Origin of the sequence: Rhizobium sp. BK529, assembly GCF_014194105.1 — a bacterium.
Lineage (GTDB): Bacteria > Pseudomonadota > Alphaproteobacteria > Rhizobiales > Rhizobiaceae > Rhizobium.
Map to the genome: position 1 here is coordinate 670,486 of NZ_JACIAU010000001.1, position 25,762 is coordinate 696,247.

Below are 25,762 nucleotides of genomic sequence, written 5' to 3' on the forward strand. Positions count from 1 at the left end.
ACCCATGCGCTAGACGAAGGCTCCTCAGGGGCCTTTTTTTATGCCCGAAATCAGGGCTTCCGGCCACAAACTCAAATCCCCAGCATCAACGGAACAGACACATGGCGAGCACGGATAATCAAGCGGACAGCAATCGGATGACGGGAGCGGAAATCGTACTCCGCGCGCTGAAGGACAATGGCGTCGAGCATGTCTTCGGCTATCCCGGCGGCGCTGTTCTGCCAATCTATGACGAGATCTTCCAGCAGGACGATATCAAGCACATCCTCGTTCGCCATGAGCAGGGCGCCGGTCACGCGGCCGAAGGGTATGCGCGCTCCACCGGCAAGGTCGGCGTCATGCTGGTAACCTCGGGTCCGGGTGCTACCAATGCGGTCACGCCGCTGCAGGATGCGCTGATGGATTCCATTCCGCTCGTCTGCCTCTCCGGCCAGGTTCCGACCACGCTCATCGGTTCGGACGCCTTCCAAGAATGCGACACCGTCGGTATCACGCGCCCCTGCACCAAGCACAACTGGCTGGTCAAGGATGTCAACGAGCTCGCCGCCGTCATCCATGAAGCCTTCCGCATTGCGCAGTCCGGTCGTCCGGGCCCTGTCGTCGTCGATATTCCGAAAGATGTTCAGTTTGCCACCGGCACCTACACGCCGCCGGCCGATCACGCGATCCAGAAGAGCTACCAGCCGAAGGTTGAGGGTGATCTGAACCAGATCCATGCGGCGATCGAACTGATGGCGAATGCGCGCAAGCCGATCTTCTATACCGGCGGCGGCGTCGTCAATTCCGGCCCGGAAGCTTCCCGCATGCTGCGCGAGCTGGTCGAGCTCACCGATTTCCCGATCACCTCGACGCTGATGGGGTTGGGCGCCTATCCGGCCTCCGGCAAGAACTGGCTGAAGATGCTCGGAATGCACGGCTCCTATGAAGCCAACATGGCGATGCATGACTGCGACGTCATGGTGTGCATCGGCGCCCGTTTCGACGACCGTATTACCGGCCGCCTCAACGCCTTCTCGCCGAATTCCAAGAAGATCCATATCGATATCGATCCGTCCTCGATCAACAAGAACGTTCGTGTCGATCTCGGCATTCGCGGCGATGTCGGCCACATCCTGGAAGACATGATCCGCCTGTGGCGGGCACTCCCGAAGAAGCCGGAGAAGGGGCGCCTGGACGCGTGGTGGGGCGATATCGCCCGCTGGCGCGCGCGCAACTCCTTTGCCTATACCAAGAGCAATGACGTGATCATGCCGCAATATGCGCTGGAGCGTCTCTATGAGCTGACCAAGGATCGCGACACCTACATCACCACCGAAGTCGGCCAGCACCAGATGTGGGCGGCACAGTTCTACGGCTTCGAACGGCCGAACCGCTGGATGACCTCGGGTGGCCTGGGCACGATGGGCTACGGCCTGCCGGCAGCGCTCGGCGTGCAGATCGCGCATCCGGAAAGTCTTGTCATCGATATTGCCGGCGACGCCTCGATCCAGATGTGCATCCAGGAAATGTCGGCGGCGATCCAGCACAATGCGCCTATCAAGATCTTCATCATGAACAACCAGTATATGGGCATGGTGCGCCAGTGGCAGCAGCTCCTGCACGGCAACCGCCTGTCCAACTCCTATACGGAAGCGATGCCCGACTTCGTGAAGCTCGCCGAAGCCTACGGTGCGGTCGGTCTGCGCTGCGAGAAGCCTGACGATCTCGATGCGACTATCCAGGAGATGATCGACGTCAAGAAGCCCGTCATCTTCGATTGCCGCGTTGCCAATCTCGCCAACTGCTTCCCGATGATCCCCTCAGGCAAGGCCCATAACGAAATGCTGCTGCCGGATGAAGCCACGGACGAGGCGGTCGCCAATGCGATCGACGCCAAGGGCCGTCAGCTAGTATAATTATAGATAGGTAGGAACCCAGGATCATGAACGCACACCTTCAACCCACCGGCTCTGCCTACTTCATCTCTCCGGAAACGGCAGCCGTCGAGAGCCATACGCTCTCGGTGCTGGTCGATAACGAGCCGGGCGTTCTCGCCCGCGTCATCGGCCTGTTTTCCGGCCGCGGCTACAATATCGAAAGCCTCACGGTTTCGGAAACGGAGCATCAGGCGCATTTGTCGCGCATTACCATTGTCACCCGCGGCACGCCGCAGGTGCTGGAGCAGATCAAGGCGCAGCTCGAGCGTATCGTGCCCGTTCACCGCGTCGTGGATCTGACGGTGCGCGCCCGCGAACTCGGCCAGGACCGGCCGATCGAGCGGGAGGTGGCGCTCTTGAAGGTGATCGGCAACGGCGAAACGCGGGCGGAAACGCTGCGTCTTGCCGACGCCTTCCACGCCAAGGTGGTTGATGCGACGGTCGATCACTTCATTCTGGAGATCACCGGCAAATCCTCCAAGATCGATCAGTTCATCGCGATTATGAAGCCGCTCGGTCTCATCGAAGTCTGCCGCACCGGCATAGCCGCGATGAACCGCGGCGCGCAGGGCATGTAATATTCATAGTGCAAAACAGTTTGCGCCGCCGGGGGTCAGAGCATCTCCAGCGGCGTTTTCTTTGCCGGCGGCGGGAAGACCTCGTCGAGGGCTTCCCAATCCTCGTCGGTAATGTCGAGTGAGACGCAGCCGCGGTTCTCGCGGGCGCGTTCGATGTTCGACGTCTTGGGGATGACGAAGACACCTTCGCGTTCGAGCAGGAAGGCAAGCGCCAGCTGCGCCGGTGTGGCCTGATAGGCCTTTGCCATGTGGATCAGGTCGGGATGGTGCAGGACCCGGCCCTGTTCGATGGGCGAATAGGCCATGATCGGGATGTTGCGGCTCTGGCACCAGGGCAGGAGATCATATTCGATGCCGCGGCGGGAAATATTGTAGAGAACCTGATTGGCGGCGACATTCTGCCCGCCAGGCACGGAAAGCAGTTCTTGCATGTCGTCGACATCGAAATTGGAGACGCCCCAGGCGCGGATCTTGCCGGCGGCCTTGAGCTGCTCGAAGGCCCCGACCGTCTCGGCGAGCGGATAGTTGCCGCGCCAATGAAGGAGATAGAGATCGATGTGGTCGGTGCCGAGGCGCTCGAGACTGCCTTCGCAGGCTGCGATCGTACCCTTGCGGCTGGCATTCCAGGGATAGACCTTGCTGACGATGAAGGTCTCGTCGCGGCGCCCTTTGATCGCTCGACCGACGATTTCTTCGGCACCGCCGTCTCCATACATTTCGGCGGTATCGATCATCGTCATGCCGAGATCGAGGCCGGCCTGGAGGGCGGCGATCTCTTGGCTCGCATGGCCGGCATCCTCGCCCATGCCCCAGGTGCCCTGGCCGAGCGCGGGGACTTCGGTGCCATTGCGGAAGGTGATGATGGGGATCGGATCGTCCATGGCAGTTCTGGTCCTTTGCGTGCTCCGCAGACTATCAGGTAATCCTGTCACCATGACAATCATGTTATGGCGGCGGCAGTTTAGGGCAATTATGCTGACCCAATTCCAATGAGCCGCAACATCATCAATACAGTCAGTCTGGGGAGGTTTCATGCCGCTGGATACGTTTCTGGCACTGCTGCTCTTTGCCTTCACGACTTCGATCACGCCGGGGCCGAACAATATGATGCTGTTTGCGTCGGGCGTGAATTTCGGTTTCCGCCGCACGATCCCGCATATGATCGGCATCGGGGCGGGGTTCCTGTCGCTGCTGCTCGGCGTCGGGCTCGGGCTGGGCGCGCTGTTGCACACGATGCCGGCGGTCTATACGGCGCTGAAATTCGCGGGTGGGGCCTATCTCGTCTGGATCGCGTGGAAGATTGCGAGTTCGCGGTCGCTCAGCGAAGGAAAGAGCGGCGTGAAGCCCATGTCGTTTCTCGGCGCTGCCGCTTTCCAATGGGTCAATCCGAAGGCCTGGGTGATGGCGATCACGGCCATGGCGACCTATACCAATCCGCAGCTCTATATGATCAGTGTGCTGCTGGTCGGACTTGCCTTTGCGGCGGTCAATGTTCCCTCGGTTTCCACCTGGGCAGGCTTCGGTTCGGCTCTCAGGGAATGGCTGTCCGACCCGGTGCGCCTAAAATGGTTCAACATCACCATGGCGCTGCTGCTCGTTCTCAGCCTCTGGCCGATGCTAAAATAATGTCGGCTTTGTGAGCATCAGCCAAAGAATGCCAAGGACTGAGAAGAAAGCCGGGAAGCCGAAGGCGAACCAGACACGGTAGAGGCTGAAATAGGCCGGCGGCAGGCCTGTACCCGAAGCGGCAGCGGCGCGCGCCAGATTGCGAAGCCGGATCTGGATCGAAACGACCGGCAGCCAGAAAATGCCAGTCACCACATAGAGCACCAGCGATAGCGCAATCCAGCTTTCCCTCAGTTCCCAGCCGATGATCCTGGCAAGCAGATAGCCTGTCACCGGCTGGAGAATAGCTGCTGTGGCGGTGAAGATCGTATCGGCGATGACGACCGTGCCGGCGACATGAGCAATCAGCACGGGATTGCCGGTTCGGTGCGCCATGACCATGAAGAAGGCGATGCCGGCGCCGGTGCCGAAGAGCACGGTCGCGCCGACCACATGAGCAAGTAATAGCAATTCGGCGAGCATCAGCGTTCATCCAGAATCGCAAGGGCGGCGAGTGTCAGAAGCAGCGACGGTAGCACCTTGACGAATGGACCGAGCGGATCGAGCCAGAGGGCGGGCTCCAGGATTGTGCCACCCGCTAGATAGGCGAGCGAGACGGCAATCATGCCGACGAGGGCGCGGCGGGCGAAGGGCCGGAAAAGCACAGAGGCGCCGAGCGCTATATCGATCAGGCAGGTTGTCATTGTCAGTGTCATGGCCGCGCCCGCGGGCATGAAGGGCAGGAAATGGGCGCTTGCCCGGCCCGGAGCGAGAAGTGGGATCAGGCCTGACAGGAGCCAGAAGAGCGACAGGCCAGCGATAACGGGCGCCTTCAAGAGATAGAGGCGAGCGAACCACAGATCCTGAACGCCGGAGGGATTGGCCGCGAGCGTTGCGGCGGCTGAAAGGATCGGGAGGCCTGATGGCGTCGAGCTGTTCATGCTGACCCCTTCGGACATGATGGTCATGGCAGTGGAGCGCAGCGGAGAGCGCCAGCCGAGATGGCCGGCGATATCGGCAAGCCATGTGACCGGCCTTGCCAGGACAGGGGGAATGGGCAAGACCGGAGCATCGGGCAAGCCGAGCCAGGCGCGGTGCAATCTGACGAGGCTCGCGAGCGTGTGCCGTTCCTCGGCCGCCAGTTCGATATCGCTGCCGGAGGGGAGTGAGCCTGAGATTGCGGCCGAGACGGCGGCGGCGACATCTTCAGCGGCGACGGTCTCGATCGAGCTGTCGGCGTGGATGAGCGGCAGGACGAAGGGAAAGGCTGAGAGTGCGCGCAACAGCGCCGTGCCGCCATGGGCATTGCGGCCGAGGACGAGAGAGGGGCGCAAGATCACGTAAGGCAAGCCCGACGATGCAAGTGCGGTATCGGCGGCGCGTTTGGTGGCGAGGAAGGGGAGATGGCTGCCGGCGCCGTCCGTTCGAGCGGAGATCTGGACGATGAGTATCGAGGAAGGTTTTGCTGCGGCGTGGAGGGCGAGCATAGCCTCGGTTTGCGTTGCCGAGAGATCGTCCGAGAGGCCATCTTGAAGTGCGCCGGCGCAGTTGACGACGGCGTGCTGGCCTTTGAGGATATCGCGCCAGTCATCAGGTCGGGTCATCTGGGAGAGATCGGCGCGGCGCCATTGGATTGCTGGTTGCTTGATTGCGGCACGGGCGGCGTTGCGTCCAAGGCCGGTGACGACGTGGCCTTCGACGGCGAGACGCGCCGCGATGACGGAACCGATAAAACCTGTAGCGCCAAGAATCAGGATGTTCATGGGTCGAGCCTAGCGCAGAATGCTTAAGGGCTTGGCGGCTTTCTGACATATGTTTAAAACTGTTGCCGACGCTTCGAGCCACTAACCGGAGTTGAGCCACTGGCCTCAACCCGTCCTTCGGACCCGCGCCGGGGAGAAGGGGAGGAGGACATTAGTTTGCACGACCACGACGACGATCATCACCACGATCACGACGACGACGATCATCACCACGATCACGGCCATAGCCACGATCACCACCACGACAACCACTATTCCGACATGCAGGCGCGCGTCAAAGCGCTGGAAACGCTGCTGACGGAAAAGGGGCTGATCGACCCGGCGGCGATCGATGCGATCGTCGAGACCTATGAGACGAAGGTCGGGCCGCGCAACGGCGCGCGTGTCGTCGCCAAGGCCTGGAGCGATCCGGACTTCGCCGAATGGCTGAAGCGGGATGCGACGGAGGCAATCGCCAGTCTTGGCTATACGGGCCGACAGGGCGAGCATATGCGCGCCGTCTTCAATACGCCCGAAACGCATAATCTCATCGTCTGCACACTTTGCTCCTGCTATCCGTGGTCGGTGCTCGGTCTGCCGCCGGTCTGGTACAAGGCGCCGGCTTATCGCTCGCGCGCCGTCATTGATCCGCGCGGCGTGCTTGCCGAATTCGGGCTGACGCTGCCGGAAGGCAAGAAGGTGCGCGTGTGGGATTCGACGGCGGAGCTTCGCTATCTCGTCATTCCGGAGCGGCCCGAGGGCACTGAAGGCCTGGATGAGGAGGCGCTTGCCGATCTCGTCAGCCGCGACGCGATGATCGGCACGGCAATTGCCGGCACAAAGGTGCCGACGTGAACGGGCCGCACGATCTCGGGGGACAGATGGGTTTCGGCCCAGTCGCGCCTGAAAGGAACGAGCCCTATTTCCATGCCGAATGGGAAAAGCGGGCGCTCGGAATCACGCTCTCCTGCGGCGCTTTCGGCGCCTGGACGATCGACGAAAGCCGGCATGCGCGGGAGAACATCCCGCCAGCCGATTACCTTGCGGCAAGCTATTATGAGATCTGGATCCGCGGCATCGACATGCTGCTGGAGCGCCATGGCTTCGCGACGCACGAAGAGCTGCTCTCCGGCCATAAGCTGCAGGATGGGGCGGTGCCGAAGCGGGTGCTGAAGGCGGAGATGGTGCCCGGCGTGCTTGCCAAGGGCGGTCCCTGCGACCGGCCGGTCGAGACTGCGCCGCTCTTCGTCGTCGGGGAGACGGTGAAGACGAAGAATTTCAACCTGACCACCCATACGCGGCTGCCGCGTTATGCGCGCGCCAAGCCCGGCGTCATCGAGGCGGTGCAGGGCTCTTTCGTCTTTCCTGACGATAATGCCCACGGCAAGGGTGAGAATCCGCAATGGCTCTATACCGTCGTCCTTGATGGGAGAGAAATATGGGGCGAAGGGGCCGATCCAACGCTGACGGTCTCGATCGATGCGTGGGAGAGCTATCTTGAGCGTATGTGAGGCGCGTTTCCAACTGGCTCAATCGCCCGGTCTGCCGAAGTCACCGAAGGGTGACCCGATCTTTCCGGAACCTTGGGCTGCCGAGGCTTTCGCCATGACCGTACACCTTCATGAGAAGGGTCTGTTTGCCTGGGGCGAATGGGCGGAAACCCTGTCGAAGGAGTTGCATAAGCCGGGCCGGGCCGAGGATGGCAGCGACTATTTCGACTGCTGGGTGGCCGCCCTTTCGGATCTGCTCGTCAATCGAGGTGTGGCGGATGCCGCCGTTATTTTCGAGCTGCAGAAGAGCTGGCAGCGGGCGGCTGAGGCGACGCCGCACGGCAAGCCGATCGAGCTCGCCAACGGTCCGCTGCGCTGAGTCGACCGTGTCCCCTCACCAGGACGGGAACTGCCGGTAACATTCCTCCGCCACCTTGCGCAGCATATCGCGGGAGATTTCACCTGTTACCGCATAGCCGAGTTCGCCATCGATCCAGTAGAAGGTCTCGACATCTTTGGCGGAGGCGAAGCGGAAGCTCGTGGTTTTGTTTTCCTTGTTGCGGCCGACGATGACGGTGAGCCGCTCGCCGCCCTGATCCTCATACATGAACATGGCGCCGGGCCTGCCATCGACCGGCAGCAGGCGGCCGCCGACGAGGTGGAAGCCGAGGGATTTGAGGTCCGGCACCTTGAGATCGGGGATTGCCAGCCGCCTGCCGAGCCAGGTGGCGAGATGGGCCTCCTCATTGGCGAAGACTTCGACCGGGTGGCGCACTTCGCTGGCATAGACGAGGAAGGCGGTTTCGGCCTGTTTCGGCAGCGTTTCAGTTTCGGCAAGCTGCAGCGGCGGACGTTCGAAGAGCGGCGGGATCAACCGGTCGCTGACGGCGCCGAGCGCGAAGAGTGCGACAGCGGCGGCAGCAAACGCGGAGCGCATCTTCCAGGGGGAGGCCGGCTCTTCCGGTGTCACCAGTTGGAGATCGGTGTCGCGGCTCTTCTCGTAGCTTGCAAACAGGGATCTGATGCCGGCATTCTGGATCTGCCAGCCGGCGACCGCGGTAGCTTCATCAGGGTTTTCGGCTAGGTAGGCTTCTACGCGGGCGCGGGCTGCCTCCGGCAATTGCCCATCGGCGTAAGCGTGCAGGTCCGCTTCGGTCACGGTGGGGTTGGTCTCGTTCATTTCGGTCTCCGAAGCGCAATCACATTATCGGCTTTCATATGCTCGCTCATGCGCTGGCGGGCGCGCGACAGGCGCGACATGACGGTGCCGATCGGTATTTCCAGCATGGCGGCCACTTCGCCATAGCTATAGCCCTCGATGACGACGAGCATCAGCACAGAGCGGTGTTCTTCCGACAGGCTGTCGAGCGCCTGTTCCAGACGCAGGCGCTCCAGCGGATCGGCTTGAGCTTCCGGAACGGCCATCTTTTCGGCGGCATCGAGCTCGACCATCCTGTCGCGGGGGCTTGCGCGGCGGTTATTGCGGTAGAGATTGGTCATCGTCGTCAGCACCCAGCCGCGCAGATTGAGGCCGCGCCACTGGCCGCGCCGGGCCAGAACCTTTTCCACGCAATCCTGCAGCAGATCCTCACCTTCGGCATCCGAACGAGTGAGACTGCGGGAATAGCGGCGGAGCGAGGGAAGGAGGGCCAGGATCTGGCCCTCGAACGTATCGGGTGGAGGCGTCTTCACGCTTGCCTCATCAGGGCTTTGCGACCTCCCATGAACCGCCGACGCCGTCGCCGGTGGTGTCGCCGGACTTGGTGTCCTTTACCCAGTAATAGAGCGGCATGCCGTCCTTTGCCCACTGCTTCTTTCCATCCTTGCGTTCGACGAGCGAGTATGCACCTTCGGCCTTGGCGTCGCTAGGGGCGAGGAAGGGCGGCCAATTGGTGGCGCACTTGTCGTAGCAATTCGAGACGCCCTTTTCGTCTTTCTTGTAGGTATAGAGCGTCATGCCCTTTTCGCCGGCAAGAACCTTGCCCTTGGCCGTTTCGACGGTGGTAACGGCAGGCGCGGCGAAGGCTGCAGTGGCGGTGGCAGCAACAACTGCCAGCACGGACAGGAATTTCACGGACTTCATGGTCTCTCTCCTCGGTTAGGCACGCATTTTTGCGATACCGGACATGAGACACGGCAGCCGTTTGTTTTATTCCCGTTTCCTTTGACCATTCTCAGCTTCCGGCGAAACCCTATAGCAACGCGGCCTTCGGGTGTCGTCATGACGGGCGGCATCGAGCGAGTCGTGGCGGAGTGGTTTCGATGACGCTTCGAAGGCTAGGCAGAGCCTCGGAATATGCTAGTGTCTCGCGGCCTGCGTGACTGGCGAGACAGATGGAGAACCATCGCGAAGCGCAGGCTGCCGATGCCGCTCGCCTGGGCACAAAATGAACCCCGATACCCGTGTGCCATGCCCATGCAAAACCAGAATCCCCGCCTTATCGAAGCCCTTTCGCAGCTTGATCAGCTCACCAACTGGGAACAGCGTCCGCGCGGCGAAATGCGCGTGGGGCTGGAGCCGATTCTCGATCTTTCCGCCCGTCTCGGCAATCCACATCGGGCCTTTCGCTCGATCCATGTTGCGGGCACCAAGGGCAAGAGCTCGACCTCCGCACTGCTCGAAGCGGGTCTGCGCCATGCCGGCATTTCCGTCGGGCGTTATGCTTCGCCGCATGTGGAGCACATTTCCGAGCGTGTCAGCATCAACGGCCGGCCCGTCGAGGAGGCTGCACTGGCCGAGGCGCTCTTCCTGGCGCTCGATGCCTTGCGCGCCGCAAGGACGGAGGGGTCAGCGGCGGAGGCTGCGACATGGTTCGACATGCTGACGGCGGCCGGCTTCCTGATCTTCCGGGACGCGGGCTTACAATGGGCCGTGGTCGAGACGGGTCTCGGCGGGCGGCTGGATTCCACCAATATCGTTGCGAGCGACGTTTCCATCATCACGAATATCGGCCTGGAACATACGGAGATATTGGGCAAGACGCGGGCTGCCATCGCCTTCGAAAAGGCCGGCATCATCAAGCCACATTCGACCGTTGTGACACCGCTTGAGGCCGACGACGAGGCGGGCGCGGTCATTGCCAAGCGCGCTGCGGAAATCGAAGCGCGGCTTGTCCGACCGGATTTTTCCGGGCTGAAAACGATTGCCGAGCGCAACGTCGCGGTTGCGGGTGCCGCACTCGACGTGCTCCGCGAACTCGGTGTCGAAGGGCAGGACGGCCGGAAGGTTGGAGGATGGCTGATCGACAGGGCAGCCGAGCAGGAATCGCAATTGCCGGGACGGCTGGAGCGCTTCGTCGTGCCCGTCGCGGGCAGGGGCGTTTCCGTCGCGCTCGATGGGGCGCATGTGCCCTTCAACCTCGAAGCCGTACTCGACGATCTCTCCGGCATGGATGGGTTTGCCGGACCGGGCATCGCGGTCGTTGCGATTGCGGCGGATAAGGATGCGGCTGGGCTCCTCGAGGTGATGGGCCGTTACGGTGTTTCGCCGATCTTCACCTCGGTTTCGGACCGTTTCCGCTCGCCTGCCGAATTGCGGAAGCTTGCCGATACGATCGGTCTTTCCTGCGACGTGATCGAAGATCCGCAGAAAGCTTATGAGAAAGCGCTCGAGCGGGCTGCCGCCGCCGGCGCCTGGGTGATCCTAACGGGTTCGCTTTATCTCGTCGGGTTGTTGCGCGAGCGGATCATCAGAGAAGCCGCCAAAGGCTAGCTCAACGAAATCGAAGGGATTGCTATCCTTCATTCAGATCTCACGGAAGAGTGAAGCCCTGGTTCGTTTCAATTTAATTGCGCACAATTAAATTGTGTATTATTGAACTCGCCATTGGTAATCGAAAGGAACACAACATGCGTAATTTTCTGAAGATGGCACTGGTTGCCGGCGCAGTTTCGGCAATGGCTTATCCCTCGTTCTCGGCAGATTCGAAGCCAACCGTAGTGTTGGTGCATGGCGCTTTCGCCGATGCGTCGAGCTGGAACGGCGTCATCGAGAAGCTGGAAAAGGATGGTTATCCTGTCATCGCCGTCGCCAATCCGCTTCGCGGAGTCAAGTCCGATGGCGACTATGTGAGGCGCGTCGTTGCGGGTGTCAAAACGTCTGTCGTTCTCGTCGGGCACTCCTATGGCGGCTCTGTGATCACGGAGGCTGCCTCTTCGGCAAACAATGTGAAATCCCTGGTCTATGTGGCCGCATTTGCACCGGATAGCGGGGAAACGGCTGCATCGCTGTCGGGCAAATTTCCGGGAGGCACGCTGGCTTCCGCGCTTGCCGAACCCGTTGCGCTCGATAGCGGCGTCAAGGACCTCTATATCGATCAGACCAAGTTCCATGATCAGTTCGCAGCCGATGTGCCGGAAGACGAGGCCCGGCTGATGGCGGCGACGCAGCGTCCGATCACCGATGCGGCGCTCAATGAGGCAAGTGACAAGGCCGCCTGGAAGACGATCCCGGCCTATTTCGTCTACGGCGATGCGGACAAGAACATTCCCGCAAAGGCCCTGCAGTGGATGGCCGACCGCGCTCACTCGAAGGACACGGTCGTCGTGCCTGGCGCATCCCACGTCGTCATGGTCTCGCATCCCGACAAGGTCGCGGAGCTGATCGAAAAGGCAGCTGCAAGCAACTAGTCAATGATGCGGCTCGCATGAGCCAGATCGAATCGAGACGTGCCGGACTTTCCGCTCCGGCACGTCAGCGGTAGCGGTGAATTTCCGCCTTGCCTATGCGAGGCGAATCCTGCCAAGTCGCTTTCATGCAATTCGCCCCTCAACAGGATGAAGCCCTGAAGGCCGTTTCGAACTGGCTGAAGGAGGGCAGGTCGCCGCTCTTCCGTCTGTTCGGCTATGCCGGAACGGGCAAGACGACGCTTGCCAAGCATTTTGCCGAGCATGTGGATGGCGACGTGCTGTTCGCCGCCTTCACCGGCAAGGCCGCACAGGTGCTGCGCTCCCGCGGGGCATCGAATGCGAAGACCATCCATTCGCTGATCTACCGGCCACGTGGCGAGGAAGAGGTGGAGGACGAGGAGACCGGCAAGACCTCGATTGCGCCGATGTTTTCGATTAACCGCCAAAGCCCGGTCGCCAAAGCGGCGCTCATCATCGTCGACGAATGCTCGATGGTCGACGAGGCGCTGGGCAAGGACCTGATGAGCTTCGGCACACCAATCCTCGTGCTCGGCGATCCCGGCCAGCTGCCGCCGGTATCGGGCGGCGGCTACTTCACCAATCAGGAGCCGGATTATCTGTTGACCGATATCCACCGGCAGGCGCGAGATAATCCGATCATCCAGCTTGCCATGCAGGTGCGTGAGGGTAACGAGATCATGTATGGCGATTACGGCACGGCGCAGGTGATTTCGAAAAACGAGGTGACGCAGCCGCTCGTCATGGATGCCGACCAGGTGCTCGTCGGCACCAACAAGACACGCCGCCGCTATAATCAGCGCCTGCGCGAGCTGAAGGGCTTTACCACCGAGTATCCGCAGACGGGCGACAAGCTGGTCTGTCTGCGCAACGATCCAGCCAAGGGCCTCCTCAACGGTTCGCTCTGGCAGGTCATGACCTCTTCGAAGGAAACGACGAAGCCCGGCATCAATCTGCTTGTTCGCCCCGAAGACGATGACATGGATCGAGGTGCCGCCAAGATCAAGCTGCTCAAGCAGGCTTTCGAAAATGTCGAAGGCGAGATCCCCTGGAATACTCGCAAGCGCTATGACGAATTCGATTACGGCTATGCGCTGACGGTCCACAAGGCGCAGGGTTCGCAGTGGAACAATGTCGTGCTGTTCGACGAAAGCTGGGCCTTCCGAGATACACGCGAGCGCTGGCTCTATACGGCGATCACACGTGCGGCGGAGACGCTGACGATCGTCCGTTGAGTATTTCTGCTCCCGCGCGCAGGCAACCGGTGGCGGCCGGGGAGATCAGGCCTGCACGACGCCGAGGAGAACCGCCTTGGCAATTGCCTGGAAGCGGTTGTTGGCGTGGAACTTCAGGATGATATCAGCTTCCAGAGCACGCGCTTCCTCATGCTTGAGGTCGAGCGCGCGGGCGATGCGCGGCGTTGAATATCCCTCGGCCATCAGCTCCAGGCACTGACGCTCCTGATCGGTCAGGTTTGCCGGATCCCTGTTGTCGTTGATCGGCGGCAGGTCGAGGCTGGCGTCGTAGTCGAGAAGGTCGCTCACCTGCTGCAGCTGCCGGTGCAGCGTCGACATTTCGGCCGTCAGCTCCCGCTTGCGTTGGGAAAGGGCGTCATGGAAAATCGATTCGGCCTCTTCCTGTGAGGCTGCACCGCGCAAAACGTCCATCAATTCCTGGATGACGGCGATCGGCATGCCGGTTTCGCGGCAGACGGTGATGACCGCCATGCGCATGACGTCATCCTGATCGTAAACGCGCATCAGGCCGATGCGGTTTGCGGAAATCAGGCCTTTTTCCTCGTAGAAATGCAACGTCCGGTGGGTGACACCGAAAGCATTTGCCATGTCGGCGATGGGCACTTGACCTTGTGGGAGATCCGGCGGCAAAGCGGCCGAAGGCAGGAACCGGTATTTCGACCGGGCCTCCGAAGCGATACCGGCGGCAGCAAACAGGCGTTTGGAACCGTCTGGCATGAACCCTCCTGGGGCAGCTAGTTGCACCTCATGCGGTTTGCCAATTGCTTCCGGAGCGCAGCGAGTGGGGTTTCCTCAAGCGTTCTTAATTCTTGGAAGAAGCAGGACTCGGCGTACTTACTCGTTACGCAGCGCCCACACTATGCGCGGACGGTCTCTTTTATAAGTGCTAAAAATAACCGTTTTTAAATGGGATAGCAACGTTCTGACGCCTCCATCCATCCCCTCGTCTGACATGTGGTATAGACGCACCATATGGTTTGCCGCCGCTGACGGATGATCTTCGCAGCAAACGGGAATTATTGTTTCCGGTACGCATGTGACGCGAGTGGCTATGAAGGGCGCAGCCATTACCGTTCGGCGTGGATGCATGTGCGAATCTCATTGGCCTTCACAGGCGGCTTGGCTTAAAAGCAGGCTCAGTCTCCACCGCTGATGGATCATGCCATGCCTGCCAAACTTTCCGTGAACCTCAATGCCATCGCCATGCTGCGCAACCGTCGCGATCTGCCCTGGCCGAGCGTGGAAGGGCTCGGGCGCATCGCGCTCCAGGCGGGGGCCTCAGGTCTAACCGTGCATCCGCGGCCGGATCAGCGGCATATCCGCTTTTCCGACCTGCCTGTGATCCGCAACCTGATCGACGACGAATTCCCGGAAGCCGAATTCAATATCGAGGGCTATCCGACCGAGGAGTTTCTGGAGCTTTGCGCTGCTGCTGCGCCGGAGCAGGTGACGCTGGTACCCGATGATCCCTCGCAGGCGACCTCCGACCACGGCTGGGATTTTCGCAAGCATCAGGCGTTCCTCACCGATGTCGTGTCGCGGCTGAAGAAGATGGGATGCCGCGTTTCGCTCTTTGCCGATGGTGACGGCGACGCAGAGGCGGTGAAGCTCGCGAAGGCGACGGGTGCCGATCGAATCGAGCTATATACCGGGCCCTATGGCGGCTGCTATGATGCGCCCGAAAGGGTTGGGCCGATCCTCGATGGGCTCGGTAAGACTGCAGATGCGGCGATTGCCTTGGGACTGGCGGTGAATGCCGGCCATGACCTGACGGTGGCAAACCTGCCTGCGCTGGTGAAGCGTATTCCCGGCCTTGCGGAAGTATCGATCGGCCACGGGCTGACGGCCGATGCGCTGGAATACGGCATGGCGGAAACGGTGCGCCGCTTCTGCCGGGCCTGCGGCCAGAAAATCTGAAAGAAGAGGCCTGCCGCGGTGGATGCAGGGCAGGCCCAAAGTCACCTCGGGCGGGGTCGGCTCAGGCTGACAGCGCGGCCTTGTTGGCGACGAAATAATCCTTGAGCGTCTGAGGCTCTCTGCCCGTCAGCCTCGTGAAATCGTCGGTGACGATATCGAATTTGCCGGCGCGGATATTGGCGTCGGCGGAGACCAGCATGTCGGCTACGAAGCCCGGCAGGCCGGCACCGCGCATGCCCTGGCCGAGCTGCTCGTCGTTTACGGGAACGACGTCCAGCGGCTTGCCGGTGGCTTCGGTGGCGATCGCGGCGATTTCCTTTGGAGTCAGCGACTGCTTGCCCGTCAGCGTATAGATGCCGGTGCTTCCGGCGGCGAGGACCGAGGCGATGGCGAGCGCGCAGTCATCACGCGAGATGGTCGAGATTTTGCCGTCGCCGGCCGAGGTGAACCATTTTCCGGCCTGCAGATTGTGCGGCATGCTGTGCAGGTAGTTATCGTGATACCAGGCGTCGCGGACGATCGCGTAAGGGATGCCGCTCTCCTTGATGGCGTTTTCGGTGCCGAGATGGTCGGGCGCGAAGGTGACGAGCGAATTATCCGGGGAAGGCATGGAAGTGTAGGCGATGTGCTTCACGCCGGCCTTCACGGCAGCGGCAACGGCTGCCTTGTGCTGCGTCAGGCGCTTGCCGGGCGTATCCAGCGCATCGGTGCTGATGATCAGCAGGCGGTCGACGCCGGCAAAGGCTGCTTCGAGACTGGCGGCGTCATCAAAATCCGCTTTTCGGGTGATGACCCCTTTGGCGGCGAGGGTGGCGAGCTTCTCCGGGCTGCGGGTCGCGGCGACGATATTGGCCGGGGCGACCCTGTAGTTTTCGATCAGGTGATGGATGACGCGCTGGCCGAGCTGGCCTGCAGCGCCGGTGACGAGAATGGTTTCGCTCATAGTATCCTCTAGTGGTTGATAGGTGGTCTCAAAAAGAGAGTAGCACTAGAATAGGAATTGACTTCAGCCTGTAAAGAAGGCAGTTTTTCGGGAGTTCGTTACTAAAAAGGAACCAGCTCGTGGCCGGAACCATTCTCAATCTCAAGGCGAGAACGTCGGGTGCGCGGCGCGAAATCGACCTTGCCGGTCTGGATTTTACTAATTGCCCTGTCAGAGACGTGTTGCAGAAGATTGGCGGCAAATGGTCGACGCTGCTGCTCGAGGCGCTGGCCAAGCAGCCCTATCGTTTCGGGGAATTGCGCCGGATGATCCCGGATATTTCCCAGCGCATGCTGACGCAGTCTCTGCGCGACCTGCAGCGGGACGGCTATATCGAGCGGGAGGTTTTTCCGACGAAGCCGCCGAGTGTCGAATACCGGATGACCGAGCTTGGGCGGTCGCTCTACACAGTGCTGTCGCAGCTTCTGAACTGGGCGGAGGCGAACCATGACGAGGTTCGCGCCGCACGGCTGCGGTTCGACTCAGAAGAATGAGAGACCGGATCAGGCGGGCATTCCGCCTGATCCGGATTTGATTACTTCTCGCGGCCTTCCGTCAGGAAGAATAGGAAGGCGATGGCCGGGAAGCAGAAGCCGATCCACGCTGCCATGTTCCATCCACCGGTTGCATAAGCCCAGCCGCCGAGTGCAGAGCCAATCGCGCCCCCGGTGAAGAAAGTCGCCATGAACAGACCGTTCAGGCGGCCGCGATGTTCCGGGCTCAGCCCGTAGATGGCGCGCTGGCCGCAGACGAGGTTGGTCGTCACACCGAAATCCAGAAGGATCGCAGCAGCCGTCAGCAGGACCAGCGCCATCAGTGAGCCGTCGGTGGCGAACTGGCTGATGAGGAAGGACCCCATGCCAAGCAGCATCGCGAGCGTGGAGGCGACTTTCGTCAGGCCTCGATCGGCCAGGCGGCCGGCGATCGGCGAGGCGATGGCGCCGGCAGCGCCCGCCAGAGCGAAGAGGGCTATGCCACTCTGCGATATGCCGAAAGCGGGGCTTGCGAGCAGCAGTGGTGCGGTCGTCCAGAACAGACTGAAAGCGCCGAACATGCCTGCCTGATAGAGAGCACGGCGCTGCAGCACGCGTGAGTTCAGCGCCAGATGGCCCATTGAGGCCAGCAGTTCACCATAACGCAGCTTGGTATGGGGGATGCGGACCGGCAGGTTGGCGCGCAGGACGATGCTGAGCGCAATCATGACGGCGGCGGTGACGTAATAGACCATGTGCCAGGACGAGGCTTCGGCAACGAGGCTGGCAAAGGGGCGGGCGAGCATGATGCCACAGAGCAGGCCGCTCATGACATTGCCGACGACCTGGCCGCGTGTCGCATCCGGCGCCATGCTGGCGGCGAAGGGAACGAGGACCTGCGCTGCGACCGAGGCGAGGCCGATACAAAGCGACGCTGTCAGGAACATGCCGGGCGTGGAGGAGAAGGCCGCACCGATGAGCGCAAGTGCGGAGCCGACCGTCAGCGTCAGGATGAGACGGCGATTTTCAAAGAGGTCGGCAAGCGGCACCAGAAGCAGAAGGCCGAGACCGTAGCCGATCTGCGTCAGCGTGACGATCAGGCCGGTTGCGGCAGGCGAGAAGCCGAGATCGGCGCTGATCAGGCCAGCAAGCGGCTGGCCGTAATAGAGGTTGGCGGCCACGAAGCCGCACGAGGCTGCAAAAAGGAAGGTTAGCCAGGGGGATAGGGCTCGGGGCATGGCCGCATCCGGCGTGGTGGCTGAAACACTCATCAGAAACTCCAATAGGCAATGATCGGGAGGATTGAATGCAATTTAATCGTCTGTCGCCACCCGATCCCTGATCGGATGCCGATATTTATGTCGTCACGTCACGAGCCGCATCGCAGCTTCGGCCGCAGCCATCATCTCTTCCTCGCCGCGTCCCGTCCTCCCGATGACGCGGAAGCCCTTGGTAAGGCAGAGAAAGGTGAGGGCCGTGGCATCTGCGTCCACGCCAAGCGGAATGGTGCCATCGGCTTGACCGATGCGGATGAGATCGGCCATCAGCTTTTCGTCTGCGGAAAAGGCGGCGGCCACGTGCTCCGCCGTGTCCTGGTCCAGCAGGGAAATATCGTTCGCACCGCCGACGACGAGACAGCCCTTGAGGCCGGCTTCGCCATGGGAAAGCTCGGCATAATACAGCACCATCTGGAAAACCTTTTCGCGGCCGGTCTTTGCGGCTGCAATCCTGGCTTCCAGGCGGCCACGGCCGAGCTGACGATAGCGCTTGAAGGCGGCAAGGAAGATACCGCGTTTGTCCTTGAACGCCTTATAGACACTGCCTGAGGCAAGGCCCATGGCTTCGGTGAGTTCGCTGATGGAGGCAGCATGATAGCCGCGCTCTGAGAAGACGCGCAGCGCAGCATCGAGTGCAGCGTCCATGTCGAACGCGCGCGGGCGGCCACGGCTGCGGGTTTTGGTGTCGGGTGTCGTAGGGTCGGCAAGTGTCATGCCGATCAATTAGGAAATGATCGTTTCCAAATCAAGTGAAATTTTCGCGACGCAGCAAAATCAGAGATCGAGCACCCAGGTTTGGCCGTTGGCCTCCGGACCGAACATCCTGTGTCTCTCCTCGGAGACAAGCCGGAAACCGGCTTTCTGGTAGATGGCGCGGGCCGCATGCAGGATGTCGTTGGTCCAGAGCGAAATCTGCCGGTAGCCTTTGCGGCGCGAGAAGGCGATGCATTCATCGACGAGTTGCCTGCCGAGGCCAAGACCACGGGCGGCCTTGTCGACATAGAGCAGCCGGAGTTTAGCAACGCCGTCGCCGCCATTGGTGATCAGCACGGAGCCGAGATTGATGCCGCCGCGCTCGGCGATCCAGCAATATTCCATCTCGGGATCGAAATTTGCGAGGAACTTGCCGGCGACTTCGGCGACCAGCCCTTCGAAGCGCAGGTCCCAACCATATTCCTCGGCATAGAAACGCCCTTGGCTCTGGACGATCCAGCCGATGTCGCCGGCGCGATGCGGGCGGATGATCGCGGCGGCGGGTTTTGCCTGCGGATCCAGGATAGAACGGATGGTCCGCATGGCGGCAACGGCTGCCTGCGCTTCGCCATCGGCCAAAGTGTCGAAACGGGCGGCGATCTGGGCATTGGAGCGCTGGCCAAGCTCTTCGAACTGGGCGCGTCCCTTGCCGGTGACAGTGATGATCTGGCTGCGCTGGTCGGTCGGATCGGGCGATGTCTCGATGAAATCTTCTTCACGGAAGCGCTTGAGAATACGGCTCAGATAGGCGGGGTCGAGGTGCAGGTCCCGGGCGAGCAAACCGGCATTGACGCCGTCATGCGAGCCGATCTCGAAGAGCACGCGGGCATCGGTGAGCGTGAAGGGCGTGTCGAGATAGGCCTTGTTCAAGAGGCCGAGGAAGTTCGTGTAGAAGCGGTTGAAATCTCGGGCGGATTCGATGAGGGCGAGTTGGGTCATGGCAGGGTCTCCTGATAGATACCCTGCCGCTTTTAATTGACTGAGTCAACTAATTTGATGACTTAGGCTGCATCCTCTTCATCCTCGGTCATCTCGCTTTCGAGTGCGAAATCGACGGCGGCGCAGGCATGGATCGCCGTCGTGTCGAAGCCGGGCAGGGGCAGGTGGTCGGGATCGAGGATCAGGCAGATCTCCGTGCAGCCGAGGATGATGCTGTCGGCACCCTTGGAACGGGCGCGTTCGATCACGGCCATCAGCTTCTCGCGCGAGCTGTCGAGCACCTTGCCGGCGCAGAGCTCGTTGAAGATGATGTCGTGGACCGTCGTGCGGTCGGCGGCATCAGGCACGACGATGTCGAGGCCGAGGCTCTTCATGCGACCGCTATAGAAGCCGTGCTCCATTGTGTAGCGCGTGGCGAGCAGCAGCGGGCGCTTGCAGCCGGCGGCGTGGATCGTCTTCGCGGTCTCGTCGATGATGTGGATCAGCGGCACGGAGATATGTGTAGCAACTTCCGGCGCGATCAGGTGCATTGTGTTGGTACAGATCAGCACGCAATCGGCGCCGCCGATCTGCAGGCGCAGTGCGATGTCGCCGAGGCGCGAAGCGGCCATATCCCAGGCGCCGGCCTTCTGCAGGGCGACAATCTCCTCGAAATTCACCGAATGCATGGTCAGTTCGGCGGAAGCGAGACCGCCCAGGCGCTCGCGCACCATTTCGTTGATGAGGCGGTAATAGACTGCCGAACTCTCAAAGCTCATGCCGCCGATCAGGCCGATTGTTTTCATGGATGGTCGCTCCCTCTGGTGTTCTAAGATGCGCTGATGATGCGGTAAATCGGGCGCCGTTTGTTTGCAAAGTTTGTGCTCTTATCGCGATATATGCTAATGTTTCGCGTCGTTTTTCGGTATCTCGCAAATTTCGGGCGTGAGGAGTGCAATCATGATCGACGATCGCGACAGGCGGATTCTCGATATGCTGCAGGAGAATGCAGGCATCTCCGTGACCGATCTTGCCGAACAGGTGGCGCTTTCGGTTTCGGCCTGCTCGCGGCGTATCCAGCGGCTGGAGGAGACCGGTCATATAGCGCGACGCATCGTCGTGCTGGACCGGGAGCGCATGGGCGTGCCGACGACAGTTTTCGCGCTCGTCAAGACGGCGCATCATTCCGACGAATGGACGGAGAGCTTCCGGCGGGCGATCAGCGATATACCCGAGATCGTCGAAGCGCACCGGCTGACTGGCAATTACGATTACATCTTGAAGGTCGTGCTGCCGCGCGTCGAGCATTACGATGTCATCTACAAACGGATCGTGCGGCGGATCGAGCTTTTCGACGTGTCGGCTTCGATCTCTATGGAACTCCTGAAACAGGGTACGTCCATACCCGTTTCCTATGCCTGACGCTGTGGGCAGACATGCCGAAACGGTGGTTGAATCCTTCGTTCGAAAGGCGACATTTGTTGCAGCGCAATGACGAAAGGGTAGGGTCATGAGCGAACATCACGTCGTCGTTGTCGGCGGCGGTTTTGGCGGGCTGCAGCTCGTCAACGGATTGAAAGGTGCGGGCGTGAGGATCACGCTCATCGACCGGCGTAACCACCATCTCTTCCAGCCGCTTCTTTATCAGGTGGCAACGACCATTCTGTCCACGTCCGAGATCGCCTGGCCGATCCGCCATCTCTATGCCGACCGGCCCGAAGTGACCGTGCTGCTCGGCGAAGTCAATGGCGTCGACCCGCAAGCAAAGAGTGTTTCGCTGCGCAGCGGCATGGTGCTGAACTACGATACGTTGGTGCTGGCGACCGGCGCCACGCATGCCTATTTCGGCCATGACGAATGGGAGCCCGTCGCGCCCGGCCTGAAAACACTCGAAGATGCGACAACGATCCGGCGTCGTGTACTGCTCGCCTTCGAGCGGGCGGAAGTGGAAAGCGATCCGGCCGTGCGCGATGCATACCTGACCTTCTCCATCGTCGGCGCAGGCCCGACAGGCGTCGAACTTGCGGGCATCATCGCCGAACTTGCGCATTTCACGCTGCCAAAAGAATTCCGTAACATCGACACGCGCAAGACTCGCGTCGTGCTGATCGAGGCAGGCGCCCGCGTCCTGCCGGCCTTTGCCGAGGAGCTTTCGGCCTATGCGCGAGCAGCCTTGGAAAAGCTCGGCGTCGAGGTGCTGACGGGAACGCCGGTGACGCAATGCACCGTCGATGGCGTGACTGTTGGCGAGACCTTCATTCCAAGCCGGACGATTGTTTGGGCGGCGGGCGTGCAGGCCTCACATGCAGCGCGGTGGCTCGGTGTGCCGGCCGATCGGGCAGGGCGAACCATTGTCGAGAAGGATCTGACGGCGCCCGGTCTGCCGGATGTGTTCGTGATCGGCGATACCGCCTCCGTGACCCAGGAGAACGGCAAGCCGGTGCCGGGCATTGCGCCGGCCGCCAAGCAGCAGGGCGCTTATGTTGCAAAGGTGATCCGCGCCCGCATATCGGGCAAGCCGGCGCCGGCGCCGTTCAAATATTTTCATCAAGGGAGCCTGGCGACGATCGGCAAGAGTGCTGCGATCATCGATTTCGGCCGGATCAAGCTCAAGGGTTGGATCGCCTGGTGGATCTGGGGCCTTGCGCATATCTACTTCCTGATCGGCACGCGCTCGCGCTTCACGGTCGCCTGGAATTGGCTGTGGATCTATCTCAGCGGCCAGCACAGCGCCCGTCTGATCACCCAGCGCGAGACGATGCGCGACGACGGGTAGGGCGCGAATGAGCTGTAAAGAAAAAGGGCGGCCCGGGAGCCGCCCTCTCTGTTTCGTTACGCTGCCAGTGAGGCGATATCGATGACAAAGCGGTAGCGCACGTCGCTCTTCAGCACGCGCTCGTAGGCTTCATTGACTTGCTGGATGTTGATCTTCTCGATTTCGGAGACGATGTTGTGCTCGCCGCAGAAGTCGAGCATTTCCTGGGTTTCCTTGATCGAGCCAATCATCGAGCCGGAAATGCTCTTGCGGCCGGGAACCAGCGAGAAAGCGTGGACCGGGATCGCATTCTCGGGAATGCCGACCACGACGAGGGCGCCATCCACCTTCAGGAGACGGAGATAGGCATTCCAGTCGATCTCGGCGCTGACCGTGCAGATAATGAGGTCGAACGTGCCGGCGAGCTTCGTGAAGGTTTCCGCGTCGTTGGTGGCGTAATATTCCTTGGCGCCGAGCTTCAGGCCGTCTTCCTTCTTGGAGAGGGTCTGGGAGAGGACGGTGATATCAGCGCCCATGGCGGCACCGAGCTTGACGCCCATATGGCCGAGGCCGCCCATGCCGACGATCGCGACCTTCTTGCCGGGGCCGGCCTTCCAGTGGCGCAGTGGCGAATAGAGCGTGATCCCGGCGCAGAGCAGCGGTGCGGACGCATCGAGCGGAAGGTTGTCCGGAATGGACATGACATAGCCTTCCTTGACGACGATCGAGTCGGAATAGCCGCCCTGGGTGCGGGTCTTGCCGTCGGCTTCGAACTCGTTGTAGGTGCCGACGAGGCCCGGCATATACTGCTCCAGATCGACGTCGCGCGAGGCGCAGCCGACGCAGCTGTCGACGAAGCAGCCGACGCCGACCCGGTCGCCGACCTTGAACTTGGTCACTTCGGAACCGACGGCAGTCACGATGCCGGCGATCTCATGGCCCGGTACGATCGGATAAACGGCGTTCTTCCACTCGTTGCGGACGGTGTGGATGTCCGAATGGCAGATGCCGGCAAACTTGATGGAGATGACGACATCATCCGGATTTGGATCGCGGCGTTCGAAGGTGAAGGGCGTCAGCGGCTTGGAAGCGTCAGTCGCGGCGTAGCCTCTAGCGATAGGCATGGGAACCATCCTTTTTCGATTTGGGAGGGGTGGGTGAGAGGGTGAGCGGACTATCGCGCCGAACGACGTCAAAGCGTTAGAGCGATACTCTCAGCTTTTTGCACGATCCTGCAAAAGTGAGCCGGACACCTGTTTGCGAAATGAAAAAGCGTCTTTACATAGAGACGGTATCGCTGGCGCCAGACAGAAAGAATTGCCGATGACATTGCCTTTCAATCCCTATCGGGAAATCGTCGATATCGCGATGCGCTTTGCGCCCGGCGATGGCGAGTTTCGGACCGCAATCGGCAATCTCCACATCAGCCGGCGCTCGAACCCGAGCGATCCGCTGCACAGCAGCTACAAGCCCTGCTTTGCCTTTGTGCTGCAGGGCGCCAAGAGCCTGCGCCTCGGGAATGAATTCATCAGTTACGGAACCGGAGACTATCTTCTGACCTCGCTCGATCTGCCGGTCGCCTGGCGCATCGCCGAAGCAAGCCCGGAAGTGCCGCATCTCTGTCTGGGGCTCGCGATCGACTCCGAAAAGCTGCTGGAGCTCTTGAGCCGCATTGATATTCCGCGCCCAGCGTCCCACACCGACGGCCAGCGCGGCATGACCGTCAACGTCGCGCCGCCGGAGCTGCTGGACGCTGCCCTGCGCCTGTTGCGCTTGCTCGATCGTCCAAATGACATTCCGGCCATGGCGCCGCTGATCGAGCAGGAAATCCTCTATCGGATACTGACCGGGCCCGATGGCGAGCGGCTGATCAACATCGCGACGGCCGACAGCCACAGCAACAGGATCGCGCGCGCCGTCGCCTGGCTGAAGGAAAACTTCGCCCGACCGCTGCGCATCGAGGATCTTGCCGATCACGTCAGCATGAGTGCGTCCTCCTTCCATCACCACTTCAAGTCGGTGACGGCAATGACGCCGATGCAGTATCAGAAGCAGCTTCGCCTGCACGAGGCGCGGCGGCTGATGCTGGTGGAACGGCTCGATGCGGGTACGGCCGGCCATCAGGTCGGCTATCAGAGCCCGTCACAGTTCAGCCGCGAATATAGTCGCCTCTATGGCGCATCGCCGGCGCGCGATGTCGACGGCGCGCGAGACGCCATCGCTGCAGAATAGGCTCAGCCCGGAAATTTCAGCGCCTTGTCGTTGCGGCACTTGGCAAGTGCCAGCTGGCGGAAGGAGAGGATGCGGGTGATGCGTTCCTTGCCGTCTGTCTCGACGCTCAGGCAGGCGCAGGCATAGCCGTAATTGCCGTTGGTGCGCACATAGTCGTGCTCGGAAATATCAGGGATCAGGTCCATGCCCTGGGGCTCGTCGTCGGCTCCCTGCGTCATGATCGTCCAGGTGTTTTCCGCGTCGTCCAGCCACCAGTTGGCAGGCGTCGGGTTCTCGAGCCAGCCGCAGCGCGTCTCGGCGGCAATAGCCGGAACGGCGAGGGCGAGCGACAAGGCGGCGGCAAATGCTGTTCTCTTCATGGCGATTCTCCTTGAGGCCGAATGCTCACCCATTTGCTCGCCTTCGAACAGTCGAATTCCGCTGTTTCATATGAGATGAAAAAATCTGCTGATGCTTCTTGACGGGAGCCTGCGTTCTGGCGCATAAACGCCACGAACCGTACCGTACGGTACGTAAATGGGGAGTTGGAACCGTGTCAGTCGATGTCGCAGAGCCAAGCGAGTTTTCGCCACGCCAGAACGCTGTTCTGGAGCAGGCGCTGCAGCTACTCGTCGATGGCGGCGAGAAGGCGCTGACGACCTCGGGTGTGGCGCGCGCTGCCAACTGCTCCAAGGAAAGTCTCTACAAGTGGTTCGGCGATCGTGACGGTCTGCTGTCGGCGATGATCGCCTATCAGGCGAGCAAGGTGCGCACCTTCGAGCGCAGCGGCGAGCGGCTGACCTATACGAGCCTGCACGACCATCTCGTGATTTTCGCCCGTGACCTGCTCGAAGTTCTCGCCGGCGACGTGTCGCTGGCGCTGAACCGGCTGGCGATCGGCCAAATCAACAAGACGGAGGCGCATCGCGACGGCTCCAAGCTCGGCAAGCTCCTGCTCGAGCGCGGCCGCCGGCAGATCGACCGCCGTGCCATGGCGCTGATCGATGCCGGCAAGAGGGCAGGGTTGTTGCGTTTCATGGATGCCGACGAAGCCTACCATACGCTTTACGGTCTCGTCGTTTCCGATCTGCATGTACGCATGCTGCTCGGCGAGCCGGGCCTGAAGGATACCGCGCGTCAGGCGGAGAAGGCAGTGACCGCTTTCCTGCGCCTATACGGTACGGAAAAGGTTTTGGCGGAGATGCCGATCCTCGGCTGACCCGTTTTATACAGTCAACAAGA

Annotated in this window: 29 protein-coding genes and 1 riboswitch; of the genes, 15 read left to right on the forward strand and 14 right to left on the reverse strand. The window is 61.2% G+C overall.

Annotation, left to right across the window (positions count from 1 at the left end; all coding sequences use genetic code 11):
• The first annotated feature begins 101 nt into the window (after positions 1-101).
• Both FHX08_RS03260 and ilvN read left to right on the forward strand, forming a co-directional pair.
• Positions 102-1,895, forward strand: a complete 1,794-nt coding sequence (locus FHX08_RS03260) for an acetolactate synthase 3 large subunit (RefSeq protein WP_132653865.1) — start codon at positions 102-104, stop codon at positions 1,893-1,895.
• 26 nt (positions 1,896-1,921) lie between these two features.
• On the forward strand, positions 1,922-2,494 hold the full coding sequence (gene ilvN, locus FHX08_RS03265; protein ID WP_132653866.1) for an acetolactate synthase small subunit: 573 nt from the start codon (positions 1,922-1,924) through the stop codon (positions 2,492-2,494).
• A 35-nt stretch (positions 2,495-2,529) separates the two neighbouring features.
• On the opposite strand, the gene FHX08_RS03270 is transcribed toward ilvN, so the two are convergent.
• Positions 2,530-3,375 carry an aldo/keto reductase gene (locus FHX08_RS03270; RefSeq protein WP_132653867.1) on the reverse strand — a complete coding sequence of 282 codons (846 nt, stop codon included), beginning with the start codon at positions 3,373-3,375 and terminating at the stop codon, positions 2,530-2,532.
• Positions 3,376-3,526: 151 nt separating this feature from the next.
• Between FHX08_RS03270 and FHX08_RS03275 the strand changes: the two genes are divergently transcribed.
• Positions 3,527-4,120, forward strand: a complete 594-nt coding sequence (locus tag FHX08_RS03275; protein ID WP_132653868.1) for a LysE family translocator — start codon at positions 3,527-3,529, stop codon at positions 4,118-4,120.
• Here the strand turns inward: FHX08_RS03275 and FHX08_RS03280 are convergent.
• Entirely contained in the window at positions 4,112-4,582 is a 471-nt protein-coding gene (locus FHX08_RS03280) for a DUF2269 family protein (protein ID WP_132653869.1), read from the reverse strand. The two genes, FHX08_RS03275 and FHX08_RS03280, sit on opposite strands and share 9 nt — an antisense overlap.
• Positions 4,582-5,862 carry an SDR family oxidoreductase gene (locus tag FHX08_RS03285; RefSeq protein WP_132653870.1) on the reverse strand — a complete coding sequence of 427 codons (1,281 nt, stop codon included), beginning with the start codon at positions 5,860-5,862 and terminating at the stop codon, positions 4,582-4,584. The genes FHX08_RS03280 and FHX08_RS03285 overlap by 1 nt, the downstream gene beginning before the upstream one ends.
• 261 nt (positions 5,863-6,123) lie before the next feature.
• Here FHX08_RS03285 and nthA point away from each other — a divergent pair, with 261 nt between their 5' ends.
• The 3 genes from nthA to FHX08_RS03300 are packed head-to-tail and all read left to right on the forward strand — an operon-like array spanning position 6,124 to position 7,710.
• Positions 6,124-6,696 carry a nitrile hydratase subunit alpha gene (nthA, locus tag FHX08_RS03290; RefSeq protein WP_132654320.1) on the forward strand — a complete coding sequence of 191 codons (573 nt, stop codon included), beginning with the start codon at positions 6,124-6,126 and terminating at the stop codon, positions 6,694-6,696.
• Positions 6,693-7,352: a nitrile hydratase subunit beta gene (nthB, locus tag FHX08_RS03295; RefSeq protein WP_132653871.1), complete on the forward strand. Its 660-nt coding sequence runs from the start codon at positions 6,693-6,695 to the stop codon at positions 7,350-7,352. The genes nthA and nthB overlap by 4 nt, the downstream gene beginning before the upstream one ends.
• The gene (locus FHX08_RS03300) at positions 7,321-7,710 is read left to right on the forward strand and encodes a nitrile hydratase accessory protein (RefSeq protein WP_184326865.1); all 390 of its coding nucleotides are present in this window, start codon (positions 7,321-7,323) and stop codon (positions 7,708-7,710) included. The genes nthB and FHX08_RS03300 overlap by 32 nt, the downstream gene beginning before the upstream one ends.
• 15 nt (positions 7,711-7,725) lie before the next feature.
• Here the strand turns inward: FHX08_RS03300 and FHX08_RS03305 are convergent, their stop codons facing one another.
• Genes FHX08_RS03305 through FHX08_RS03315 form a run of 3 tightly spaced genes read right to left on the reverse strand, consistent with a single transcriptional unit; the run spans position 7,726 to position 9,414 of the window.
• Positions 7,726-8,511 carry an anti-sigma factor gene (locus tag FHX08_RS03305; RefSeq protein ID WP_132653873.1) on the reverse strand — a complete coding sequence of 262 codons (786 nt, stop codon included), beginning with the start codon at positions 8,509-8,511 and terminating at the stop codon, positions 7,726-7,728.
• Positions 8,508-9,023, reverse strand: a complete 516-nt coding sequence (locus FHX08_RS03310) for an RNA polymerase sigma factor (protein ID WP_132653874.1) — start codon at positions 9,021-9,023, stop codon at positions 8,508-8,510. The genes FHX08_RS03305 and FHX08_RS03310 overlap by 4 nt, the downstream gene beginning before the upstream one ends.
• 10 nt (positions 9,024-9,033) lie before the next feature.
• Complete coding sequence (locus FHX08_RS03315) at positions 9,034-9,414, reverse strand: hypothetical protein (protein ID WP_132653875.1); 381 nt, start codon at positions 9,412-9,414, stop codon at positions 9,034-9,036.
• 225 nt (positions 9,415-9,639) lie between these two features.
• Positions 9,640-9,720, forward strand: a riboswitch (ZMP/ZTP riboswitch).
• A 21-nt stretch (positions 9,721-9,741) separates the two neighbouring features.
• Between FHX08_RS03315 and FHX08_RS03320 the strand changes: the two genes are divergently transcribed.
• From FHX08_RS03320 to FHX08_RS03330, 3 genes are all read left to right on the forward strand, one after another.
• Entirely contained in the window at positions 9,742-11,043 is a 1,302-nt protein-coding gene (locus tag FHX08_RS03320; RefSeq protein ID WP_312862099.1) for a glutamate ligase domain-containing protein, read from the forward strand.
• A 155-nt stretch (positions 11,044-11,198) separates the two neighbouring features.
• Entirely contained in the window at positions 11,199-11,960 is a 762-nt protein-coding gene (locus FHX08_RS03325) for an alpha/beta fold hydrolase (protein WP_409527402.1), read from the forward strand.
• A 125-nt stretch (positions 11,961-12,085) separates the two neighbouring features.
• Positions 12,086-13,213 (forward strand): ATP-dependent RecD-like DNA helicase, encoded by a 1,128-nt coding sequence (locus tag FHX08_RS03330; protein ID WP_132653878.1) that lies wholly within the window; start codon positions 12,086-12,088, stop codon positions 13,211-13,213.
• Positions 13,214-13,258: 45 nt separating this feature from the next.
• Here the strand turns inward: FHX08_RS03330 and FHX08_RS03335 are convergent, their stop codons facing one another.
• Complete coding sequence (locus FHX08_RS03335) at positions 13,259-13,951, reverse strand: MerR family transcriptional regulator (RefSeq protein WP_132653879.1); 693 nt, start codon at positions 13,949-13,951, stop codon at positions 13,259-13,261.
• Positions 13,952-14,398: 447 nt separating this feature from the next.
• On the opposite strand from FHX08_RS03335, the gene FHX08_RS03340 reads away from it, so the two are divergent.
• The gene (locus FHX08_RS03340; RefSeq protein ID WP_132653880.1) at positions 14,399-15,151 is read left to right on the forward strand and encodes a pyridoxine 5'-phosphate synthase; all 753 of its coding nucleotides are present in this window, start codon (positions 14,399-14,401) and stop codon (positions 15,149-15,151) included.
• Between the two features lie 61 nt (positions 15,152-15,212).
• Here FHX08_RS03340 and FHX08_RS03345 read toward each other — a convergent pair whose 3' ends face one another.
• Positions 15,213-16,094 carry an SDR family oxidoreductase gene (locus FHX08_RS03345; RefSeq protein WP_184326866.1) on the reverse strand — a complete coding sequence of 294 codons (882 nt, stop codon included), beginning with the start codon at positions 16,092-16,094 and terminating at the stop codon, positions 15,213-15,215.
• Between the two features lie 119 nt (positions 16,095-16,213).
• Here FHX08_RS03345 and FHX08_RS03350 point away from each other — a divergent pair, with 119 nt between their 5' ends.
• A complete protein-coding gene (locus FHX08_RS03350) occupies positions 16,214-16,627 on the forward strand; it encodes a winged helix-turn-helix transcriptional regulator (RefSeq protein ID WP_132653882.1) in 414 nt (137 codons plus the stop codon).
• A gap of 41 nt (positions 16,628-16,668) precedes the next feature.
• On the opposite strand, the gene FHX08_RS03355 is transcribed toward FHX08_RS03350, so the two are convergent.
• From FHX08_RS03355 to FHX08_RS03370, 4 genes are all read right to left on the reverse strand, one after another.
• Positions 16,669-17,877, reverse strand: coding sequence for an MFS transporter (locus FHX08_RS03355; RefSeq protein WP_184326867.1), 1,209 nt, complete (start codon positions 17,875-17,877; stop codon positions 16,669-16,671).
• A 93-nt stretch (positions 17,878-17,970) separates the two neighbouring features.
• A complete protein-coding gene (locus FHX08_RS03360) occupies positions 17,971-18,597 on the reverse strand; it encodes a TetR/AcrR family transcriptional regulator (RefSeq protein WP_132654322.1) in 627 nt (208 codons plus the stop codon).
• A 60-nt stretch (positions 18,598-18,657) separates the two neighbouring features.
• Positions 18,658-19,575: a helix-turn-helix domain-containing GNAT family N-acetyltransferase gene (locus FHX08_RS03365; RefSeq protein WP_132653884.1), complete on the reverse strand. Its 918-nt coding sequence runs from the start codon at positions 19,573-19,575 to the stop codon at positions 18,658-18,660.
• A 62-nt stretch (positions 19,576-19,637) separates the two neighbouring features.
• On the reverse strand, positions 19,638-20,360 hold the full coding sequence (locus FHX08_RS03370; RefSeq protein ID WP_132653885.1) for an aspartate/glutamate racemase family protein: 723 nt from the start codon (positions 20,358-20,360) through the stop codon (positions 19,638-19,640).
• A 154-nt stretch (positions 20,361-20,514) separates the two neighbouring features.
• Here FHX08_RS03370 and FHX08_RS03375 point away from each other — a divergent pair, with 154 nt between their 5' ends.
• Together FHX08_RS03375 and FHX08_RS03380 are read left to right on the forward strand one after the other, a co-directional pair.
• Positions 20,515-20,976, forward strand: coding sequence for an Lrp/AsnC family transcriptional regulator (locus FHX08_RS03375; protein WP_132653886.1), 462 nt, complete (start codon positions 20,515-20,517; stop codon positions 20,974-20,976).
• Positions 20,977-21,064: 88 nt separating this feature from the next.
• Positions 21,065-22,330: an NAD(P)/FAD-dependent oxidoreductase gene (locus FHX08_RS03380; RefSeq protein WP_132653887.1), complete on the forward strand. Its 1,266-nt coding sequence runs from the start codon at positions 21,065-21,067 to the stop codon at positions 22,328-22,330.
• 56 nt (positions 22,331-22,386) lie between these two features.
• Here FHX08_RS03380 and FHX08_RS03385 read toward each other — a convergent pair whose 3' ends face one another.
• A complete protein-coding gene (locus FHX08_RS03385; protein WP_132653888.1) occupies positions 22,387-23,433 on the reverse strand; it encodes an NAD(P)-dependent alcohol dehydrogenase in 1,047 nt (348 codons plus the stop codon).
• A gap of 199 nt (positions 23,434-23,632) precedes the next feature.
• On the opposite strand from FHX08_RS03385, the gene FHX08_RS03390 reads away from it, so the two are divergent.
• Positions 23,633-24,541, forward strand: a complete 909-nt coding sequence (locus tag FHX08_RS03390; protein WP_132653889.1) for an AraC family transcriptional regulator — start codon at positions 23,633-23,635, stop codon at positions 24,539-24,541.
• 2 nt (positions 24,542-24,543) lie between these two features.
• Here the strand turns inward: FHX08_RS03390 and FHX08_RS03395 are convergent, their stop codons facing one another.
• The gene (locus FHX08_RS03395) at positions 24,544-24,900 is read right to left on the reverse strand and encodes a DUF4087 domain-containing protein (RefSeq protein ID WP_132653890.1); all 357 of its coding nucleotides are present in this window, start codon (positions 24,898-24,900) and stop codon (positions 24,544-24,546) included.
• A gap of 173 nt (positions 24,901-25,073) precedes the next feature.
• Here FHX08_RS03395 and FHX08_RS03400 point away from each other — a divergent pair, with 173 nt between their 5' ends.
• Entirely contained in the window at positions 25,074-25,739 is a 666-nt protein-coding gene (locus FHX08_RS03400) for a TetR/AcrR family transcriptional regulator (protein ID WP_132653891.1), read from the forward strand.
• Positions 25,740-25,762: the final 23 nt, after the last annotated feature.

What these genes read in the sequence shown, in the direction of transcription:
- FHX08_RS03325 (WP_409527402.1), top strand. Translation starts at nt 11,199, where the DNA reads ATGGCACTGGTTGCCGGCGCAGTTTCGGCAATGGCTTATCCCTCGTTC.
- FHX08_RS03260 (WP_132653865.1), top strand. Translation starts at nt 102, where the DNA reads ATGGCGAGCACGGATAATCAAGCGGACAGCAATCGGATGACGGGAGCG.
- FHX08_RS03285 (WP_132653870.1), bottom strand. Translation starts at nt 5,862, where the DNA reads ATGAACATCCTGATTCTTGGCGCTACAGGTTTTATCGGTTCCGTCATC.
- FHX08_RS03315 (WP_132653875.1), bottom strand. Translation starts at nt 9,414, where the DNA reads ATGAAGTCCGTGAAATTCCTGTCCGTGCTGGCAGTTGTTGCTGCCACC.
- FHX08_RS03365 (WP_132653884.1), bottom strand. Translation starts at nt 19,575, where the DNA reads ATGACCCAACTCGCCCTCATCGAATCCGCCCGAGATTTCAACCGCTTC.
- FHX08_RS03395 (WP_132653890.1), bottom strand. Translation starts at nt 24,900, where the DNA reads ATGAAGAGAACAGCATTTGCCGCCGCCTTGTCGCTCGCCCTCGCCGTT.
- FHX08_RS03330 (WP_132653878.1), top strand. Translation starts at nt 12,086, where the DNA reads ATGCAATTCGCCCCTCAACAGGATGAAGCCCTGAAGGCCGTTTCGAAC.
- FHX08_RS03345 (WP_184326866.1), bottom strand. Translation starts at nt 16,094, where the DNA reads ATGAGCGAAACCATTCTCGTCACCGGCGCTGCAGGCCAGCTCGGCCAG.
- FHX08_RS03280 (WP_132653869.1), bottom strand. Translation starts at nt 4,582, where the DNA reads ATGCTCGCCGAATTGCTATTACTTGCTCATGTGGTCGGCGCGACCGTG.
- FHX08_RS03275 (WP_132653868.1), top strand. Translation starts at nt 3,527, where the DNA reads ATGCCGCTGGATACGTTTCTGGCACTGCTGCTCTTTGCCTTCACGACT.
- FHX08_RS03340 (WP_132653880.1), top strand. Translation starts at nt 14,399, where the DNA reads ATGCCTGCCAAACTTTCCGTGAACCTCAATGCCATCGCCATGCTGCGC.
- ilvN (WP_132653866.1), top strand. Translation starts at nt 1,922, where the DNA reads ATGAACGCACACCTTCAACCCACCGGCTCTGCCTACTTCATCTCTCCG.
- FHX08_RS03370 (WP_132653885.1), bottom strand. Translation starts at nt 20,360, where the DNA reads ATGAAAACAATCGGCCTGATCGGCGGCATGAGCTTTGAGAGTTCGGCA.
- FHX08_RS03360 (WP_132654322.1), bottom strand. Translation starts at nt 18,597, where the DNA reads ATGACACTTGCCGACCCTACGACACCCGACACCAAAACCCGCAGCCGT.
- FHX08_RS03355 (WP_184326867.1), bottom strand. Translation starts at nt 17,877, where the DNA reads ATGAGTGTTTCAGCCACCACGCCGGATGCGGCCATGCCCCGAGCCCTA.
- FHX08_RS03305 (WP_132653873.1), bottom strand. Translation starts at nt 8,511, where the DNA reads ATGAACGAGACCAACCCCACCGTGACCGAAGCGGACCTGCACGCTTAC.
- FHX08_RS03270 (WP_132653867.1), bottom strand. Translation starts at nt 3,375, where the DNA reads ATGGACGATCCGATCCCCATCATCACCTTCCGCAATGGCACCGAAGTC.
- FHX08_RS03375 (WP_132653886.1), top strand. Translation starts at nt 20,515, where the DNA reads ATGATCGACGATCGCGACAGGCGGATTCTCGATATGCTGCAGGAGAAT.
- FHX08_RS03300 (WP_184326865.1), top strand. Translation starts at nt 7,321, where the DNA reads ATGCGTGGGAGAGCTATCTTGAGCGTATGTGAGGCGCGTTTCCAACTG.
- FHX08_RS03320 (WP_312862099.1), top strand. Translation starts at nt 9,742, where the DNA reads ATGCCCATGCAAAACCAGAATCCCCGCCTTATCGAAGCCCTTTCGCAG.
- FHX08_RS03335 (WP_132653879.1), bottom strand. Translation starts at nt 13,951, where the DNA reads ATGCCAGACGGTTCCAAACGCCTGTTTGCTGCCGCCGGTATCGCTTCG.
- FHX08_RS03385 (WP_132653888.1), bottom strand. Translation starts at nt 23,433, where the DNA reads ATGCCTATCGCTAGAGGCTACGCCGCGACTGACGCTTCCAAGCCGCTG.
- nthA (WP_132654320.1), top strand. Translation starts at nt 6,124, where the DNA reads ATGCAGGCGCGCGTCAAAGCGCTGGAAACGCTGCTGACGGAAAAGGGG.
- FHX08_RS03390 (WP_132653889.1), top strand. Translation starts at nt 23,633, where the DNA reads ATGACATTGCCTTTCAATCCCTATCGGGAAATCGTCGATATCGCGATG.
- FHX08_RS03380 (WP_132653887.1), top strand. Translation starts at nt 21,065, where the DNA reads ATGAGCGAACATCACGTCGTCGTTGTCGGCGGCGGTTTTGGCGGGCTG.